The sequence below is a fragment of the Helicobacter muridarum genome (genome assembly GCF_000765805.2).
GTDB lineage: Bacteria > Campylobacterota > Campylobacteria > Campylobacterales > Helicobacteraceae > Helicobacter_A > Helicobacter_A muridarum.
Genome location: NZ_JRPD02000011.1, coordinates 43,931 through 59,815, shown reverse-complemented (window position 1 = coordinate 59,815; position 15,885 = coordinate 43,931). Strand labels below are relative to the sequence as shown.

At 31.5% G+C, this 15,885-nt stretch carries 20 protein-coding genes; 6 read left to right on the top strand and 14 right to left on the bottom strand.

What is annotated here, in order from left to right; translation table 11 throughout:
* Positions 1-18 precede the first annotated feature (18 nt).
* A complete protein-coding gene (locus LS73_RS10620) occupies positions 19-174 on the top strand; it encodes a Mu transposase C-terminal domain-containing protein (RefSeq protein WP_412917695.1) in 156 nt (51 codons plus the stop codon).
* 852 nt (positions 175-1,026) lie between these two features.
* On the opposite strand, the gene gmhA is transcribed toward LS73_RS10620, so the two are convergent.
* Both gmhA and LS73_RS05965 read right to left on the bottom strand, forming a co-directional pair.
* Positions 1,027-1,659, bottom strand: a complete 633-nt coding sequence (gene gmhA, locus LS73_RS05970) for a D-sedoheptulose 7-phosphate isomerase (protein WP_081955484.1) — start codon at positions 1,657-1,659, stop codon at positions 1,027-1,029.
* Between the two features lie 224 nt (positions 1,660-1,883).
* Complete coding sequence (locus LS73_RS05965; protein ID WP_034556799.1) at positions 1,884-2,927, bottom strand: D-alanine--D-alanine ligase; 1,044 nt, start codon at positions 2,925-2,927, stop codon at positions 1,884-1,886.
* Positions 2,928-3,108: 181 nt separating this feature from the next.
* Between LS73_RS05965 and folE the strand changes: the two genes are divergently transcribed.
* Positions 3,109-3,663, top strand: coding sequence for a GTP cyclohydrolase I FolE (gene folE / locus LS73_RS05960; protein WP_034557376.1), 555 nt, complete (start codon positions 3,109-3,111; stop codon positions 3,661-3,663).
* A 453-nt stretch (positions 3,664-4,116) separates the two neighbouring features.
* Here the strand turns inward: folE and LS73_RS05955 are convergent, their stop codons facing one another.
* Genes LS73_RS05955 through trpA form a run of 5 tightly spaced genes read right to left on the bottom strand, consistent with a single transcriptional unit; the run spans position 4,117 to position 7,558 of the window.
* Positions 4,117-4,557 carry a DUF1104 domain-containing protein gene (locus tag LS73_RS05955; protein WP_034556800.1) on the bottom strand — a complete coding sequence of 147 codons (441 nt, stop codon included), beginning with the start codon at positions 4,555-4,557 and terminating at the stop codon, positions 4,117-4,119.
* Entirely contained in the window at positions 4,535-5,146 is a 612-nt protein-coding gene (locus LS73_RS05950) for a hypothetical protein (protein ID WP_052089455.1), read from the bottom strand. The genes LS73_RS05955 and LS73_RS05950 overlap by 23 nt, the downstream gene beginning before the upstream one ends.
* A complete protein-coding gene (locus LS73_RS05945) occupies positions 5,130-5,531 on the bottom strand; it encodes a hypothetical protein (RefSeq protein ID WP_052089456.1) in 402 nt (133 codons plus the stop codon). Before LS73_RS05945 ends, LS73_RS05950 begins: the two co-directional genes overlap by 17 nt.
* Before the next feature lie 34 nt (positions 5,532-5,565).
* Complete coding sequence (locus LS73_RS05940) at positions 5,566-6,750, bottom strand: trans-sulfuration enzyme family protein (protein ID WP_034556802.1); 1,185 nt, start codon at positions 6,748-6,750, stop codon at positions 5,566-5,568.
* Positions 6,751-6,793: 43 nt separating this feature from the next.
* The gene (gene trpA, locus LS73_RS05935; RefSeq protein WP_104692151.1) at positions 6,794-7,558 is read right to left on the bottom strand and encodes a tryptophan synthase subunit alpha; all 765 of its coding nucleotides are present in this window, start codon (positions 7,556-7,558) and stop codon (positions 6,794-6,796) included.
* Positions 7,559-7,669: 111 nt separating this feature from the next.
* Between trpA and LS73_RS05930 the strand changes: the two genes are divergently transcribed.
* The 4 genes from LS73_RS05930 (at position 7,670) to tpx (ending at position 10,089) form a co-directional block, all read left to right on the top strand.
* Positions 7,670-8,383: an RsmD family RNA methyltransferase gene (locus tag LS73_RS05930; protein ID WP_081955560.1), complete on the top strand. Its 714-nt coding sequence runs from the start codon at positions 7,670-7,672 to the stop codon at positions 8,381-8,383.
* 15 nt (positions 8,384-8,398) lie between these two features.
* On the top strand, positions 8,399-8,950 hold the full coding sequence (locus LS73_RS05925) for a flagellar basal body-associated FliL family protein (protein ID WP_034557934.1): 552 nt from the start codon (positions 8,399-8,401) through the stop codon (positions 8,948-8,950).
* A gap of 113 nt (positions 8,951-9,063) precedes the next feature.
* A complete protein-coding gene (locus tag LS73_RS05920; protein ID WP_034557935.1) occupies positions 9,064-9,501 on the top strand; it encodes a flagellar basal body-associated FliL family protein in 438 nt (145 codons plus the stop codon).
* Positions 9,502-9,594: 93 nt separating this feature from the next.
* Positions 9,595-10,089 carry a thiol peroxidase gene (gene tpx / locus LS73_RS05915; RefSeq protein ID WP_034557937.1) on the top strand — a complete coding sequence of 165 codons (495 nt, stop codon included), beginning with the start codon at positions 9,595-9,597 and terminating at the stop codon, positions 10,087-10,089.
* A 198-nt stretch (positions 10,090-10,287) separates the two neighbouring features.
* Here the strand turns inward: tpx and LS73_RS05910 are convergent, their stop codons facing one another.
* From LS73_RS05910 to efp, 7 genes are all read right to left on the bottom strand, one after another.
* Positions 10,288-10,716, bottom strand: a complete 429-nt coding sequence (locus tag LS73_RS05910) for a phosphatase PAP2 family protein (protein WP_052089600.1) — start codon at positions 10,714-10,716, stop codon at positions 10,288-10,290.
* Between the two features lie 112 nt (positions 10,717-10,828).
* Positions 10,829-11,965 (bottom strand): ubiquitin family protein, encoded by a 1,137-nt coding sequence (locus tag LS73_RS05905; protein ID WP_034557938.1) that lies wholly within the window; start codon positions 11,963-11,965, stop codon positions 10,829-10,831.
* On the bottom strand, positions 11,962-12,330 hold the full coding sequence (locus tag LS73_RS05900) for a TraR/DksA C4-type zinc finger protein (protein WP_034557939.1): 369 nt from the start codon (positions 12,328-12,330) through the stop codon (positions 11,962-11,964). Before LS73_RS05900 ends, LS73_RS05905 begins: the two co-directional genes overlap by 4 nt.
* A gap of 12 nt (positions 12,331-12,342) precedes the next feature.
* Entirely contained in the window at positions 12,343-12,840 is a 498-nt protein-coding gene (locus LS73_RS05895) for a 23S rRNA (pseudouridine(1915)-N(3))-methyltransferase RlmH (protein ID WP_052089684.1), read from the bottom strand.
* 10 nt (positions 12,841-12,850) lie between these two features.
* Entirely contained in the window at positions 12,851-13,720 is an 870-nt protein-coding gene (gene accD, locus LS73_RS05890; protein WP_034557942.1) for an acetyl-CoA carboxylase, carboxyltransferase subunit beta, read from the bottom strand.
* 1 nt (position 13,721) lies between these two features.
* Positions 13,722-15,179, bottom strand: a complete 1,458-nt coding sequence (locus tag LS73_RS05885) for an inositol monophosphatase family protein (protein WP_233708834.1) — start codon at positions 15,177-15,179, stop codon at positions 13,722-13,724.
* Between the two features lie 4 nt (positions 15,180-15,183).
* A complete protein-coding gene (gene efp, locus LS73_RS05880) occupies positions 15,184-15,747 on the bottom strand; it encodes an elongation factor P (protein ID WP_104692152.1) in 564 nt (187 codons plus the stop codon).
* Positions 15,748-15,885: the final 138 nt, after the last annotated feature.

Genomic DNA, 15,885 nt, shown 5'->3' with positions numbered 1-15,885 from the left:
AAGCTCTCGCCTAGTCTAATAAAAACGGTTAATAAAAAAGGAATAATGCATGGGGGTGTATGGTATGGCTGCATAGAAGCATTTAACTATGACAAAGTGCTTGCTAGAGCTAATATCAACAATACAAAAGAGCTATTTATCTATGATGAAAAGGGTAACTTTATACATCTGTGAAATTTTAAGGCATTTTTAAACTTTAGTTATTGTGCATATAGTCTCATTTTATTGTGGTTTTTAAGTTCAAGCTATTTGTTTTTCACTAAAAGATAATCATTATGTCAAGTAGTTTGCAAAGCTTATATTAAAAGCTATACCACAATATATAATAACCCATGCCAATACAACAAAAGCAAGGCAATATATTGCATCATAGGCTTTTTCTAAAATGTCTAAACTCCACACAATTAGGATAAAGCTCTTATATTAGGTTTATTTTATTCATTGCTTGCTTTAACAAATGGGAATTTTACCCTATATGATAATCCGCATTACCTACCAAATAAGGTAAAACTAGATTCTATTGTATGAATTACCTAAAGTTACGCTTATAGAGATAGCTGCAACTGCGATACAAGTAGAATATCAAGATATAGAAACAGACTTAACTAGCTATATGTCTCTGAAATAAGAAGACTAGCTAATTTAAAAAGCTAGTGGGCAATTTACTTTTTGTTTTTAATATCTGTCATGAATTTATAAATATGGAAAATATAGATTTCTTAGGAATTTATAGAGTATGTTACACCCATCCTTTTTATCATTCAGTAAGGCACTTGATAATGAAAAAATATCGATTAGAATGGGGGGGGGGGGGATTTAGGTTCTTTGTTTCGTTTAGAATAACAAAGAAAGTTTTATAATTTTAAGTTTATTGCTTTGCTTATTCAAATATCCAATGTGTTAATAATTGATATGTTAATAATGTATACCTTACTAACAATCTTTAATTTTGCCTGCTTGAGTTTTACTAACTATCTTGCAGCTATTATAGATATAGACCACTTATTTGAATATTGTTTAATATTGTTATTTGGAGTTTTGCTCTAGGGTTGTAATACTTTTTTCTATTAGCTCACAAAGGATATGAATGCAAAGTATATGTATTTCTTGTATCCTAGGAGTGTCATTGCTTGGTGCTATTATATTATGATCGCATAGACTCTTAATTACACCTCCATCTTTTCCACTTAGTGCTATTGTAATGCAGCTTAGCTTATTTGCTACTTCTAGTGCATTTGTGATATTCTTGGAGTTTCCGCTTGTTGATATTCCAACCAATATATCTCCCTCTTTTGCTAGGGCTTCGACTTGTCTGCTAAAGACAAAATCATATCCATAGTCATTTCCGATAGCAGTGATTGCTGAAGTATCCGTACTTAAGGCTATGGCTGATAAACCTGCTCTTTCCCTCTTGTAGCGACCTGTTAGCTCGGCGGCAAAATGTTGACTGTCTGCTGCGCTACCGCCATTACCGCAGATAAGAATCTTATTTCCCCTTATAAGTGCATTAGTTATTGCAAGAGCACTTTCTTGTAGTGAGGGTGCTAAAACTTCTAATGCCTTTTTCCCAACTTCGATGTGTTCTTTTATTTCTTCTTGTATTAATTGTATATTTATTGTTTCCTCTATGGTTGATGCTATTGCTTGATTTTTACCCATTATCTTTCCTTTGTATTTATATTGCTATGAGTTAATAATAGTTTCATTCTATCTAAATTTTTTTTACATTTCTCATAATCAATCAAATATGCGATATAAATTTAGCTTTTACTGGTAATGAGAGTAAATAACTGTGCATTTTATATTTTACACAATTATAGTAATTAGTCTTATAATTAATATAAGAGTTGTTTGTAGGACTATATTATTTTATTATAATTTGTCTATTTTCCCTTTGCGTGATGAATCCTATCGATATATTGATAGTTGTTGATAATTTTCTTCTTAGTCGGTAGCCCTAAGCATAATTTTTCTATGACTGACCAAAAATCCTCGAAGAGATAGTTTGCCATACTGCCTGGCACTGGATTTATTTCATTTAAATAAAGTTTATCGTTATGCATAAAGAAATCGCAGCGAATTAATGCACCTTCAAATACATGTGAGTAAATCTTTTTAAAAGCACTTTTTATATCATGCTCAATACTAGGTGAAATTTGTGCGCTTACTATCTTTTGCGTGCGTGAAAAGTCTAAATATTTGTCATTGAAATCTAGTAGATCTTTTTTACTTGGCTCTTCGATAATAGATAGTATAAATTCATTATCAATTTTTGCTCCAGCAATATTATATTCTTTGATTCCGCTAATAAATGTTTCAATAATTAATTCATCATCAAATTCATATGCAACATCTAGGGCATATTCTAAATTATTTCTATCTTGCACTACGGTAATACCAATAGAGCTTCCCAATCGTGCAGGCTTTACTATTACAGGAAAGTCTTGAATATTGGGAAGATTTTCACTCATTCTATGTAAGATAAAAGGCAGTGTTGCTATGCCTATTCTATTTGCATATAACTTTGTTAGATGTTTATTGTAGCTTATAGTGCTAGCCTCAATACGTGGTCCAATAAATGGAATATCATAAAATTCAAATAACCCGGCTAGCACACCGTCTTCTCCGTCTGCTCCATGTATAAGATTAAGTAGCACACCAATATCTAGTAGTTTTCTCTTGCCTAGTATGCCTTTAGTGTAGAATCCATTTTTGCCAATATCGATTTGTTGTGATTTTGTGTAATCGCCTGAACTAAAATATTTTGATTTCATGTTGCTTGACTCAATAAGATAGAAATTGTGGTTATAATCTAAGAAAATATAATATTCAATCTTTGTTTTTAGTTTTTGATATAGTGCTATAGCACTTACAATGCTAATCTCATGCTCATAGCTAATGCCACCAAATACTACACTTAATCTCAATTTGACTCCTTATTAGAAAATTCTCTTAGCATTTTACTACACATTATAAAAAACTTTACTAAATTAGCCTAGCTTACAAATTACTTGATAAATACATTTCTATAATTCAAAGAACATAGTAAAATCATATTAAAGTTTCATTTATATGAGGATTCTAAATATGTGCCAAAATGATACAGATATGGAAAAAATCACATCGCAATATTTATATTCTCTATTTAGACATATTAATGAGAATCCAAATCGCGAGGGGTTATCAAATAGTGCTAAACGTATATTAGAGCTAAATAGCTTTTTATATAAGGGTTATGAAAGAAATCCAAGCGAGGTTCTAGACTCGGTATTTAGCGATGGTGCTTGTGATGAAATGGTGATTGTGAAAAATATAGAATTTTATTCTATGTGTGAGCATCATCTATTGCCATTTTTTGGAGAGATTTCTGTTGGATATATACCTGATAAACGCTTAGTTGGTATATCTAATATAGCAGAGCTTGTTGAGATTTTTGCTAGAAGATTGCAGATACAAGAGAATCTAACAACCCAGATTGCAGATACGATAATGCAGACATTAAACCCAAAGGGAACAATGGTCGTGTGTGAAGCACTTCATTTGTGCATGGCTATGCGCGGTGTTCAGAAACAGAAAGCGCGAGTGGTTACTTCTGCTGTGCGTGGACTTTTTAAGAGAGATTCTCGCACTAGAGCAGAGTTTATGCAGCTTATAAGTAGTTAATTATGTGTAAGTAGTATTCTGTAGTTTTTATTTAAGGAATCCTATACACCTTTAAACAAAGTGCTATAAGCGAGTTTAAAATTGATTTGGATTATTATTTATAAGCTTTACATATATACACTATTGAACGCAAAGCCATATAAATGTGAAATTTTTTGCCAATGAAATAGAAGTTTGAGATTTTTGCTTAAAGATATGCAATGCAAGAGATAGTAAGATTATTAATCAACCATTAAGCATATTAGAATCTGTCCTATCTAATAAAGTGTATTTTAAAGTAGCACAAATAAAAATTTAATTGCTTGTAATTTAAATGGTGATAAGACTTCTTACTTATTTCTGATATGATAAGTCTAGAATCCACTATAAGATTATCTAGCTCAAATGAAAAAACAAAGCTATACAAGGCAATTTAAATACTTTATATATGTAATATGCAATACATTATAATTTCTAATCTATAACCTCTTTGTATAGCTTTTCTAGCCATTCCTTTGTAATTCCATATTCTTGTTTTGCAGAATCGCTCATGTTGTCTATCTTATTTTTTAACGCTTTGAGTGTTTCTTGCTCATATTTCTTAAGCTTATCTAAGCTTATATTCTTGGTGTTTTCCTTATATCTAGCTTTTATTTCGCTAATGAAATTTTTTCTTACGTCTTCACTCATTTCATTTGCGCGTTTTTTAATTTTAAGAGAAAATTCTACTGCATCATCAACTGCTGTTTTGATTGCTTCCTTGATTGATTCTTCACTGTTGTCATTTTTGAATTTGGCATCAAAACCCAAGTTACATATTACAACAAATAACACTATGATAATTCTAAAGATACTTTTAACTTCTATATTTAATTTGTTATATTTGGATTTTTTATTGATTTGTATTTTGACCATTATGTAGCACCTCATATCGAATGAAAGATTCTTTAACATGATAAAACATCGTAATATTATGTAGATATTTAGTTTGTGGTATTTCTAATTTGAAAGCATCATAAATTGATTCGATTCCTAACCTTTGGCATTCATATAGCCATATAAATCCGCTTTTATTGCATTCTTTATAGAATATGAATGGATATTGTTGGTTTAACTCTGTCTTTGTTTGTGTAGCAGGGTTTTTGCTAGATTGTTCATTTCCATCTTTATTTTGCCTATCTGATAATGTTATTTTTATGTCTTTATTATGGTCTAAATTAGATTTTTCTTTTTTAATATTGTTATTAGTTATAAGCTTACTATCACTTCTTAGACCTATGCTTTCGAATGTAGCCACTGGTTGGTAACAACCAACACAAATTGCTATGTATAACATAAATATTAAATAATGCCAAATAAAACTAAAATTCAATCTATTATGGATTTTTATATATTTTGTTTGTGGATTTGAATTTTTTGCTGTTGAGATTCTTAAGGAAATAATATTTATGCTAATTCTTGGATTTATGATTCTTATTTGCATAGCTTCACTCTGTATAGTCACTATCTAGCCTATTTGTTTCTTCTGTTACTAAGCTTTTAATTTCTCCTAGTATAAGGCATTTTTGCCCAAATAAATACATGATATTCCAGCTTTTTTGCCAAATTGCTACATTATGAAAAACCTCTTTGTTTGATTCCATTATAGCTTTTTTCAATAGATTTTCTAATGTCATAGTTTCATAGATTTTATTTTTTGTGAATATTGAATAGTTATTGCAAATTCTGGCTATTTCGTTTATTGGTTTATTTGGAATATCGCGCAACTTAGATGATTTAAGTGGCTTGTAGTAATCCATTGTTCCAAGAGAGATTACATCTTTCCTACTACATGCACACATCAAAGCAACTATTGAAATACAAATAGAGATTAGTGCTATTATTCTCAAGTTTTTGATTCCTTAATTTACTTGATAATAGAATCTAAATCGATCTTAGAGCGTTATCAAGTGCCTTTTTCAAATCTTCTACATTCTCAAGTCCAACGCTTAAGCGTAATAGATTTTTAGTTATATTCATCTGTTTTTTAATTTCAACATCAACGCTACCATGACTCATAAAGTATGGTGCTCCATATAGACTTTCTACTCCACCTAGACTTTCTGCAAGATTAAATAATTCAAGATTCTTAGCAAATATTTTCATCTCATCATAATTAGCCTTAATATATACAGCCACTACGCCACCAAAGCCATTTTTCATTTGCTTTTTAGCTAGTTCATGTTGTGGAAAACTTGTTAATCCCGGATATAAAACTTTTTCTACTTTGTCATGTGATTCTAAGAATTTAGCAATCTCTAATGCATTATCACAATGCTTTTGCATACGTAATGCTAATGTCTTTATTCCGCGAATATTTAGATAGGAATCCATAGGGGATAACACCATACCTGTTGAGTTACTTACAAAACGTAGCTTTTCATATAAAGAATCTTCATTTAAACACACTGCCCCAGCAATGCTATCACTATGTCCATTAATATATTTTGTCATACTATGCACAACAATATCAATGCCTAAATCTAGCGGCTTTTGTATATATGGGGTAGCAAAAGTATTATCAATGACACTTATAATATTGCGTTTTTTAGCGAAATCTGCTAAAGCCTGCATATCGCATAATGTAAGAAATGGATTAGTTGGAGTCTCTGCCAATATCATTTTTATTGATGGATTGTAGTGTTTTTCTAGAGAGCTTATATCTCTCATATCAACGAAATGAGTTGTGATTCCAAAGCTATCAAATACTTGAGATAGGAGCCTCCTAGTTCCTCCATAGATGTCATCAAAGCACAAGATTCCATCGCCTGCCTTTAAGAAGCTTAATATAACTGCTACTTCAGCAGCCTGACCACTAGCATAGCATATTGTATGCTTTGCGTTTTCTAGACTTCCTAGTTTTGATTCCATAACTTCTCTAGTTGGATTCGATAATCTTGAGTAGCTATACCCAAGACATGTGCTTTCATAGTCTGGTTTTGCAAAGGTGCTACTTAGATGTATTGGTGTAACTACATCAGCACTGATATGTCCATATATATTTGGCTTTTCGTCAATGTGAATAGCATTTGTTTCAAATCCGGTGTTAAATTTGGGTTCGAATTTCATGGTATTTCCTTATAATAATGTTTGATATTGTTTATTTTGGATTCTAATAATCTAGTAATTTACGCGTTGCTTCTTTCATAACTGCCACTAAATCATTAGAATCTTTATTTTCATTGATAATGTTGAGAAAGTAGCTCCCAGCTACTACACCATATATTTTACCATCTAGTATACGCAATTGATTTGAATCATTAATACCGAATCCTAGCATGATATGTTTTGATTCTTGTTCACAAATTTCATTTGCCTCTTTTATATAATCAAGCACATTTTGACTAATTTTAGTTTTATCACCTGTGATTCCGTTCCTTGCTACAGCATATACAAATGGAGCATTAGTATATCTTGCTATGCTTCTTATTCTCTTAGCGGGAGTAATTGGTGTGATTATTTCAATAAAGTGAATTTCCTCTTGCAGGCAAGCTTCTCGGAGTCCAAAATCATCTTGATTAAAACAAAAATCTGGAACAATAAGCCCATAAGCACCACATTCTTTTAGTTCTTTTACAAACTCATATATGCCGTATTGAAATACAATATTGGCATAAGTCATAGCTAGAATATTCTTTGCCGTATTTTTTACCAATGTCCTAATAATCATAAAACCATTTTTGGGCTCGAAATTGTGTTTAATGCTGTAATCGCTAGCTTGTTGAATTATGCTGCCATCTGCATTGCCATCAGAGAATGGAAACTGAACTTCAAGAAAATTTGCACCTCCGCTACAAATACCTGTACCAGCGCATAAGCAAGTTTTCATATCAGGATAACCAGCTACAACATGCCCCATTAGCTCCAATCTTTGCATAAGAAACCTTAATTATGAATTGTATTGCCTAGGCAATAAAGCCTGGATTATACTATAATTTTGTAATTTTTGGCTATAATGCCGAGTTAAACCACAGCCAAGAGATTATTTATGTGTTCTAGTTCAATAGAGATGATAAACAAACAACACAAAAAAGAGTCTAAGTCCTCTTTCAATATTACGGGTGGGAGATATAAAGGTAAGCGGCTTTATATGCACTCTAACATAACAACACGACCCACAAAAGCATTAGTGAAAAAATCATTTTTTGATTCTATGCAGGATATAATTCCAAATTGTATATTTATTGAGTGTTTTGCTGGAAGTGGGCAAATGGGCTTTGAGGCTATATCAAGAGGTGCTAAGAAAGCTATATTTTTTGAGAAAGATTTAATAGCATATAATAATCTTCAAGAAAATCTTAGATTATTTAGGTGTAGAGAGAATGCTAGCACAAATCACAAAAATGACATGAAGATATTAAAATCACAATCTACATTATCATTACAATCTGGGCAACAAATAGAATCTTATTCTATTGATTTTTTTGATTCATCTAGTATTTTGGAAGATTTAAGTAATTTATCTGAGCATATAGTTATGTATTTAGATCCGCCTTTTCCATCTAATACCCATGATAGTAGCAATGTGTATGATAATATTTTATTTTTTATGCAAACATTTAGCAATGCCTTTTTACACAAAATCCATATATTAATTATAGAATTAATGAGTAATTATCCCATTTATGAGAATATAGCTAATTTTCATATTTCTAAGATTTCTAAGTTTGGTAAAACTACTTTGATTTATTTTAAACATTAAATTTAAGGAGCAAATATGGCAGAAGAAGAAAAGCCAGCAGCCGAGCCAAAGAAAAGCAAGGCAACATTGTTTATTATAATAGGTGCTGTTGTATTTATATTATTAATAGGCGGTGTAGCAGGTTGGTTAATATTTGGTGGCGGTGATGAAGATGATCATGGAGGGCATGGTGATAGTAAAAGCATGCCAATACATAATTTAACAGAAGATCAACAAGCATTAGCGCAAAATGAAGCATATAGAAATCCATCAGCAATAATTCCGTTAGAAAAAGAATTAATTGTGAATCTTAAGTCTCCTGATCAAACTTCGACTAGAGGCGGATTTGTTAAGCTTAATGTAAGCTTTATACCATCTGACAAGAGTATGGCTAAGGAAATTGGAGATAAGCAAGCTGTTATATCCCAAGTTATAATGGACGAGGTATCCAAGTTTACTGCCGCTGATTTACAAGGGCAGCAGGGCAGGATCACTCTAGCAAACCAAATTAGAAGTAGTCTCAATGGAATTCTTGTTGATGGCAGAATAGAAGCTGTGGTTTTTCCCGATTTTCTTATTCAGCCTTAAACCAACTATGATTGTATGATTTCTTATTTAAGTGTGTAGCAATATAATGCTAATTTGAATGTGAAATTCTGTGTTAGGTATGAATTAAAATTAAGACTGAAGAGGATAGATTAATGTTGTCAAGAGGAAGTATTAGTAAGTTAGTTGAGGTTTTTTTGCTACTTGGATTTATCCATATGGCTATAGGCGCAGATGATATGAGTTCATATTATAATGTTTATAAAACAGCTAAATTTAATTATCCAATAGAAAAAGATATTATTTCTAATTTAAAGTCCGCGACACCTGATGATATTAAGTCAGGAGGATTTATAAAGTTCAAGGTAACTTTATACTTCGATGAATCTAAATTACAAGCCGAAATGTCAGCTAAAGAAGATATTATTAGGCATATTATTATTTTAGCTGTGAGTGGATTTGAGGCTTCTACCTTGCAGAGTTCATCGGGTAAAAAAGAGCTAGCAGACTTTATTGTAGCAAATGTAAATGCAATCTTAACAGCTGGGCAAGTAAGGGGTGTTGCTTTTGGGGATTTTGTTATACAGTCCTAATTGATATGGTGCTTGATAATTCTTTTTTTTGCTATAATTTAATAGCTATGTTATAAAAACTAAGCAAAGACTTTATATTATAAAAGGAATAATATGCCTACTTTTAAAGGAACACAGGTAAAACTATATGGAAAATCCCTAGATGTTGGGCAAGATGCACCAATTATAACTCTTGTAGCTAATGACTTAAGTGAAAAAACAGTTGGTGGCTCAAATGGTTCATATCAAGTTATTAGCGTCATGCCTAGTATTGATACAGGAGTATGTCAAGTCCAAACAAGAGTTTTTAATGAGAAAGCTAGTAAGCTAGCTAATACAAAGGTTTATTCTATTTCTGTAGATCTACCTTTTGCGCTTGGTAGATTTTGCGGTTCTGATGGAATCAATGATATGATAGTGTTAAGCGATTTCAGGGATAAATTATTTGGTAAGATTTATGGTTTGTTATTGCAAGATGGACCTTTACAAGGATTGCTTACTAGAGCTGTTATAGTAGTTAATCCAGAAGGTAAGATAGTGTATCAAGAAATTTGTGATGAGATTACTAATGAGCCAGATTACAGTAAAGCTTTAGCTACTATCAAGTAATTTTCTATCTATATAACTCTATGATATGATTTTTTACTATGGCATGTTATATAACTTGTCATAGTATTAGTCCAAATATATTATAAAAATATTTTTATACTTCATTAAGACGTTTTTATATCGTATGTATTCTTATTTTCTGATATTTTTTGTTAGCTGCATTCATTTACTCATAGGTTGTTTGTTTGGTTTTTTTGTCTATCTAAGATATTTTGCAAATATCTTAGAATCAGTTAGCGCATAGGTTACAAAGAAGCCAAGTATTGATCCACAAATGACTTGTATTACAGTGTGTTTACCTGCATATACGCGTGATATAGCGACTAAAGCAGCTATGATAATAGCAAATATACCTATCTTAAAACCATATTTCTTGCATATAAATCCTGCTGCAAGGAAGCTCCCTGTTGAATGCCCGCTAGGAAATCCATCAAATGATCCGTTGTTTGGTCTTTGAGATATTCTTGCTAGCTCTATATGATCATGGTTGGATAAGTAGATAAAAAACAATTTAGAAGTATACATTATGCCTAGTGCTATGCACATGCCAAGTATCATTTGAGCACTAGCTAGGTAATCTTTATTAACAAATAGGAAAAATGTCAAAAAAGCGCAGAAAAATTGCATGAGATCTCCATATGCTTCAAAACCATTCATCATATTAGAATTAATATCGGTATCTAGAAGTAATCCCGTAAGAAACAAAAGAAGATTTATCATGTGGTTAGGTTATGTTAGCTTATTTGTTTGAAACTTCATAATCAACTCTTAATGCGTTTCGATTGTGATGTAGATTAGATTCGGGTTTATTTGCTCTATATAATAGTGGATCAAAGAATACAAGTAAAGGATAACCTTTATCTCTTAGAGCTATAAAAGCTGAGACAGATAAATAATCATTTTTTGGATATTGCTTTTTTAAATCCATAGCTTCATTAGTTTTACCAACTTCAAGTAGGAAATAGAAGTATGCAAATACACTTCTCTCAACTTCCTTTGATAACTTATCAAAAATGTCAAGCCAGAAAGAAATATTGTTTGAATTTACATAATGGCAAAGCGAGATTACAATGTCTAAGTATTCTCTTTCATTAAGATTCGCCATTTTACAAATATTAATAATTTCTTCGGGAAGCAATGCATTTTTGTCTTGGATTCTAAGTAAGCAAATCTTTTTTATAATATCAGAAGATATATGAGCACTATTAAGCTGTAATGCTTTTTTAATAATCTTTGCATTTTTGCTTTTTAAAATATTATCCCATGCTAAATCATATACATCTTGTATACTTATATTAGTTTCCATAGCTGATTTATCTTGAATGTTCATCATAAGAACTTCTAAAGATTTTTGAGGATCATCACCCATAAAGTTTCTTAGACTTTGTAAATATAATGGATTTCTAACATTTAGCTTTATATATTTTGATTCTGATCCGTTTGATATTTGCTTAAGTTCGTTGAATATTGAATCTAACTTTTGATTTTTTGTGTCTGATGATTCTAGATTTGGAACAAGATAGAATCTATCTAGCATAGCAGAAATTTGTTTAATATCATTAGTTGTAAATGTCCTTTGCTTTGGAGATTCACCTAATGCTAGTTCTATAATCTGTGAAGTAATTTTATTTAAATCTCGATTTATTATGAATTTTTTATATGTGCAAACAAACCAATTAAGTATAACATACATAAGCACAATTATTACCACTCCACCCAAAGCCATTGCAAACCAAGCAGCAATTGGTAATGTAAAAGAGAAGTGAATTAAAATCTCATTAGTAAGAGTATAATAATCTTGTGTTACATAGAATATATATCCAATTACAACAGCGATATATAGGATTATAGCAACTAAAAAATATCTAGTTTTCATGATTTTTCCTTTTGTTTTTCTTTCTTTTCATATACTTCTCGACAACTGATGCAATATTTAGCATGGGGTTTAGCATATAATCTTTCGATGCCTATTTCATCTTCGCACATTTCACATATTCCATATTCATTTGCTTCAAATTTTGATAAAGAATATATTATTTCATTAATCTCTCTTTGATGTCTCTCGAGCATGGAATCATCAAAACGTAATTGCGACTGTATAGAAATTATATCTGTATTTTCATTTAACTTTAATGATGCCATTTCCTTGAGGTTTTTTTCTAATGCTATACTTACACTATCCAAATATTTTAACCTATTTTCAAGCATATATTTAAGTTCTAATATATCTTCATCTCTCATTGTTATCCTTCTTTATTTATGATATGGGTGGTTATTTATTATGCTTAATGAGCGATAAATCTGCTCTAACAATACAAGCTTAGCTATCTTATGGCTAAATGTCATTGGACTTAAACTTATTGTATGGTATTTTGCTAAAAGAGATGAGTGGAATCCAAAGGCTCCAGCTATGAAAAACTTTATTCCATAATTATGCAAGTTTTTATTGTTTCTATGCAAATTTCCTTGAGAAGATATTAATTTGCTAATTAGTTCAGCAAAACCAAATGAGTCATATAGCTTCCCTCCTTCATCTAATAAAATGCTTTGAGAATCAATATAGGATTCTAAAGCTTTGCTATAAGCTATCTTTGAAGCTATATTATCCTGTCCTTGCTTATTTGATTTTGATTTTTTTGATGAGTCATATTTTTGTGCCTGCTGAATTTCCTTATTAAATATATGTGAGATTACAATATCTACACCAAATTGTTTACATATCTTTAGGTAACGGTTTATATCTTCTGACATTTTCTCTTCTTTATGAATTAAGTAGATAAGTATTTTCATATGGAGATAGTAACTTTATTAAATCGCTTAGCGTTTGTTTTAGATCTTTGCGCGAAACAATCATATCAATTAATCCATGCTCAAGTAAAAATTCTGCAGTCTGGAATCCCTCGGGCAAATCTGTCCTAATAGTTTGTTTGATTACTCTTGCCCCCGCAAATCCAACTATAGCACCCGGTTCTGCTATAATGATGTCTCCTAGGAATGCAAAAGATGCCGATACTCCTCCAAATGTGGGATCTGTTAAAACTGATATATATGGAAGTTTTAGTTCTGATAGTTTATTAAGTGCTGCAGAAGTTTTTGCCATTTGCATAAGGGAGTAGGTTGATTCTTGCATTCTTGCTCCACCGCTAGTGGATACTATAATTAGGGCTTGTTTCTTCTCTGTTGCACGATTGATTGCTCTAACAATACGCTCTCCCTCAACACTGCCAAGGCTACCACCCATAAATGAGAAGTCAAATACCACTAACTGAACTTCTATGTCATGAATTGAAGCTTCCCCAGAGATTACAGCACTCTTTCGTTTAGTTTTTGTTACACCTTCTTGGATTCGTTTCGTATAGCTTTTCTTATCTACAAATCCTAAGGGGTCGTTTGGTTCTAAGTCCATGTCATACTCTATAAATGAGTCCTCATCACAAAGTAGCTTTAATCTATCTAGTGCACTAATCCTAAAATGATATGAGCATTTTGAACATACATGTGAGTTTTCTAATATCTCTTTGTTGTATATTAGTGCTGCACAAGATGGGCATTTTGTCCAATGTGTTGTATTATCTTTTTTTAATCTTGAATCTTCTCGCTTAAAATTTTTTAAAAAATCTGAAAAACCCATTTTATTCCTTTTGATGACGTGACGTTATTTGACATAGTATGTCTACAATTTGGGGATTTACACTAATTATGATATGTTCTTTGTCATTTATGTTCCTTTTCATACTAGGAATTGCTTGTAGATACTTACCAACATTTCCTTTTATATATTGGTTTTGTGCGAGATAGAATCCAGCCATTCCGTCATATTTACGCACTGATGTAGGCAGCAATACAAATAAGTATCTAAAGCTAAATCCTAGGCTAAGGGCTGTTGCGCCAAGTGAACGAAATTTTAATTTATATTGCAATAAGATAGTTACCCATTCTGGGAAATGGCTAGCTTTTTCAAATATTCCACATTTAAGCGAGGAAGCAGAATAGTTTGGTTCAAACTTGCGTTCAATTACCTTATGTTGAAATAACTTATACATAAATTCATCATTAAATTCTGGTAAATACTTCTTTGTTTCTACTATGGTATCGCATATTAGTTTGATGGCTATATGCGGGTTTGCAGCAAAGTCCCCACAAGTTCTACTATTAAATAATTGTGAAAAATCTATTGGTTGGTATGGTAATCCGCTGTTTGATGTAAAATATTTTGGACTTGATTCTAAAAGCGTAAAGGGAATATAAAGTCCAACAGAATCTAGCGTAAATACACATGGGATATTAGTAGTAGTTAGCAAAGAGTCGTTAATATATGAAATTTCACGCGATACATAGTTAATCACGCATGCTTCACATACTTTTCCACTTTCATCACATAGGGCTAGGCTAGCTCCATAGTAGGGTATATTTGATTGGAAGTTACTGCTTCCATCAAGAGGATCTAGCACAATAGTATAAGAGGACTTAATATCAGATTCTAAAATACCACTCTCTTCAGAATCTAAATTATATTTTGGTAGTAAAAACTTCCTAAATACAGCCTCTGCTAATAAATCTGCCCCACTACTGCAATCACCACCAGCACCAATTCCAAATGGCTCATGTAACAGTGAATCTTGCACTCGTAATAACTTGATTATTTCAAGTCCAGCTAAGACTATACGCACAAAGAAATCACAATTAATCCTAGTTTGTATGCTTTCATGTTTGATTGTATCTTTATCTGTGTTATTTGTATGAATAGAGTTTGATTTTTTTTGATTATTTTCTGTCATGTTTTTGTAATATTTGCCATTATGATTTATATCATTACTACCAATATTTTTTAAAAGGTTATATTTACCATTCTTCTTCGCAATTTTCCTATAGCAATTTCCCAATATAGAATCATTTGTGAAATTATCTACATTTAGCATTTTTTTGTTATTTGAATGTAGATAATTTTTATAGAATTCTCTATTGCACTTTGTGTTATGGCTTATTGCGTTAAATTGATTTGTCGCAATCAAAGAGTTGGAATCTATCTTAAAATCGACATCTACATAATTAATAGCCTTTGCTAAATATTTTGTAGAAGAGATTTGCATAATATCACTTTACCTTTTCTATGTAATCGCCTGTTTCGGTATTGATACGAATTGTTTCCCCCTCTAATATATGAAAGGGGACTGACACAACAGCACCTGTCTCTAATTTGGCTGGTTTCTTTCCTGCACTAGATGTATCGCCCTTGAAGTTAGGCGATGTGTCTATAATCTTTAGTTCTACTATTTGTGGCACATTTACAGAAATAGCTTTTTCGTTATATAATAAAACGCTTACATACATGCTCTCAAGCAACCACTTTGCACTTTCTCCAACTTGATTGGAATCTAACCCCACTTGTTCGTAAGTCTCGCTATCCATAAACTGATATAAGTCGCCATCATGATAGAGATATTGCATGCTTTTTTCTACAATATTCGGAGTTTCGCATTTGTCTCCAGCATGAAAAGTCTTATCTATCACCTTCCCATCTAAAAAGCTCTTAATCTTGACTCTAACAAACGCTGGACCCTTACCAGGCTTTACATGTTGATATTCAACAATTCTATAAGGAATGCCATCTATCTCAATTTTTAAGCCTTTCTTTAAATCACCCATTTCTATAGTCATACATTATCCTTCAAGTTTTGGCTCTAAAACAAATCCGCATTTTACACACTCAACCCTAAAAATAAGCTAAAACTATATTTATACCCCCTAAAGATTCCTATTCATTCGTATAGTTATATATATATTCTATCTTATTTG

Bases quoted from the DNA above. Each gene is read 5' to 3' on its own strand.
- LS73_RS05885 (WP_233708834.1), bottom strand. From the start codon at position 15,179: ATGCAAATCTCTTCTACAAAATATTTAGCAAAGGCTATTAATTATGTA.
- LS73_RS05900 (WP_034557939.1), bottom strand. From the start codon at position 12,330: ATGAGAGATGAAGATATATTAGAACTTAAATATATGCTTGAAAATAGG.
- LS73_RS05895 (WP_052089684.1), bottom strand. From the start codon at position 12,840: ATGTCAGAAGATATAAACCGTTACCTAAAGATATGTAAACAATTTGGT.
- LS73_RS05905 (WP_034557938.1), bottom strand. From the start codon at position 11,965: ATGAAAACTAGATATTTTTTAGTTGCTATAATCCTATATATCGCTGTT.
- trpA (WP_104692151.1), bottom strand. From the start codon at position 7,558: ATGCAAAGATTGGAGCTAATGGGGCATGTTGTAGCTGGTTATCCTGAT.
- LS73_RS05925 (WP_034557934.1), top strand. From the start codon at position 8,399: ATGGCAGAAGAAGAAAAGCCAGCAGCCGAGCCAAAGAAAAGCAAGGCA.
- LS73_RS05940 (WP_034556802.1), bottom strand. From the start codon at position 6,750: ATGAAATTCGAACCCAAATTTAACACCGGATTTGAAACAAATGCTATT.
- LS73_RS05930 (WP_081955560.1), top strand. From the start codon at position 7,670: ATGTGTTCTAGTTCAATAGAGATGATAAACAAACAACACAAAAAAGAG.
- accD (WP_034557942.1), bottom strand. From the start codon at position 13,720: ATGGGTTTTTCAGATTTTTTAAAAAATTTTAAGCGAGAAGATTCAAGA.
- gmhA (WP_081955484.1), bottom strand. From the start codon at position 1,659: ATGGGTAAAAATCAAGCAATAGCATCAACCATAGAGGAAACAATAAAT.
- LS73_RS05910 (WP_052089600.1), bottom strand. From the start codon at position 10,716: ATGCAATTTTTCTGCGCTTTTTTGACATTTTTCCTATTTGTTAATAAA.
- tpx (WP_034557937.1), top strand. From the start codon at position 9,595: ATGCCTACTTTTAAAGGAACACAGGTAAAACTATATGGAAAATCCCTA.
- efp (WP_104692152.1), bottom strand. From the start codon at position 15,747: ATGACTATAGAAATGGGTGATTTAAAGAAAGGCTTAAAAATTGAGATA.
- LS73_RS05955 (WP_034556800.1), bottom strand. From the start codon at position 4,557: ATGGTCAAAATACAAATCAATAAAAAATCCAAATATAACAAATTAAAT.
- LS73_RS05920 (WP_034557935.1), top strand. From the start codon at position 9,064: ATGTTGTCAAGAGGAAGTATTAGTAAGTTAGTTGAGGTTTTTTTGCTA.
- folE (WP_034557376.1), top strand. From the start codon at position 3,109: ATGGAAAAAATCACATCGCAATATTTATATTCTCTATTTAGACATATT.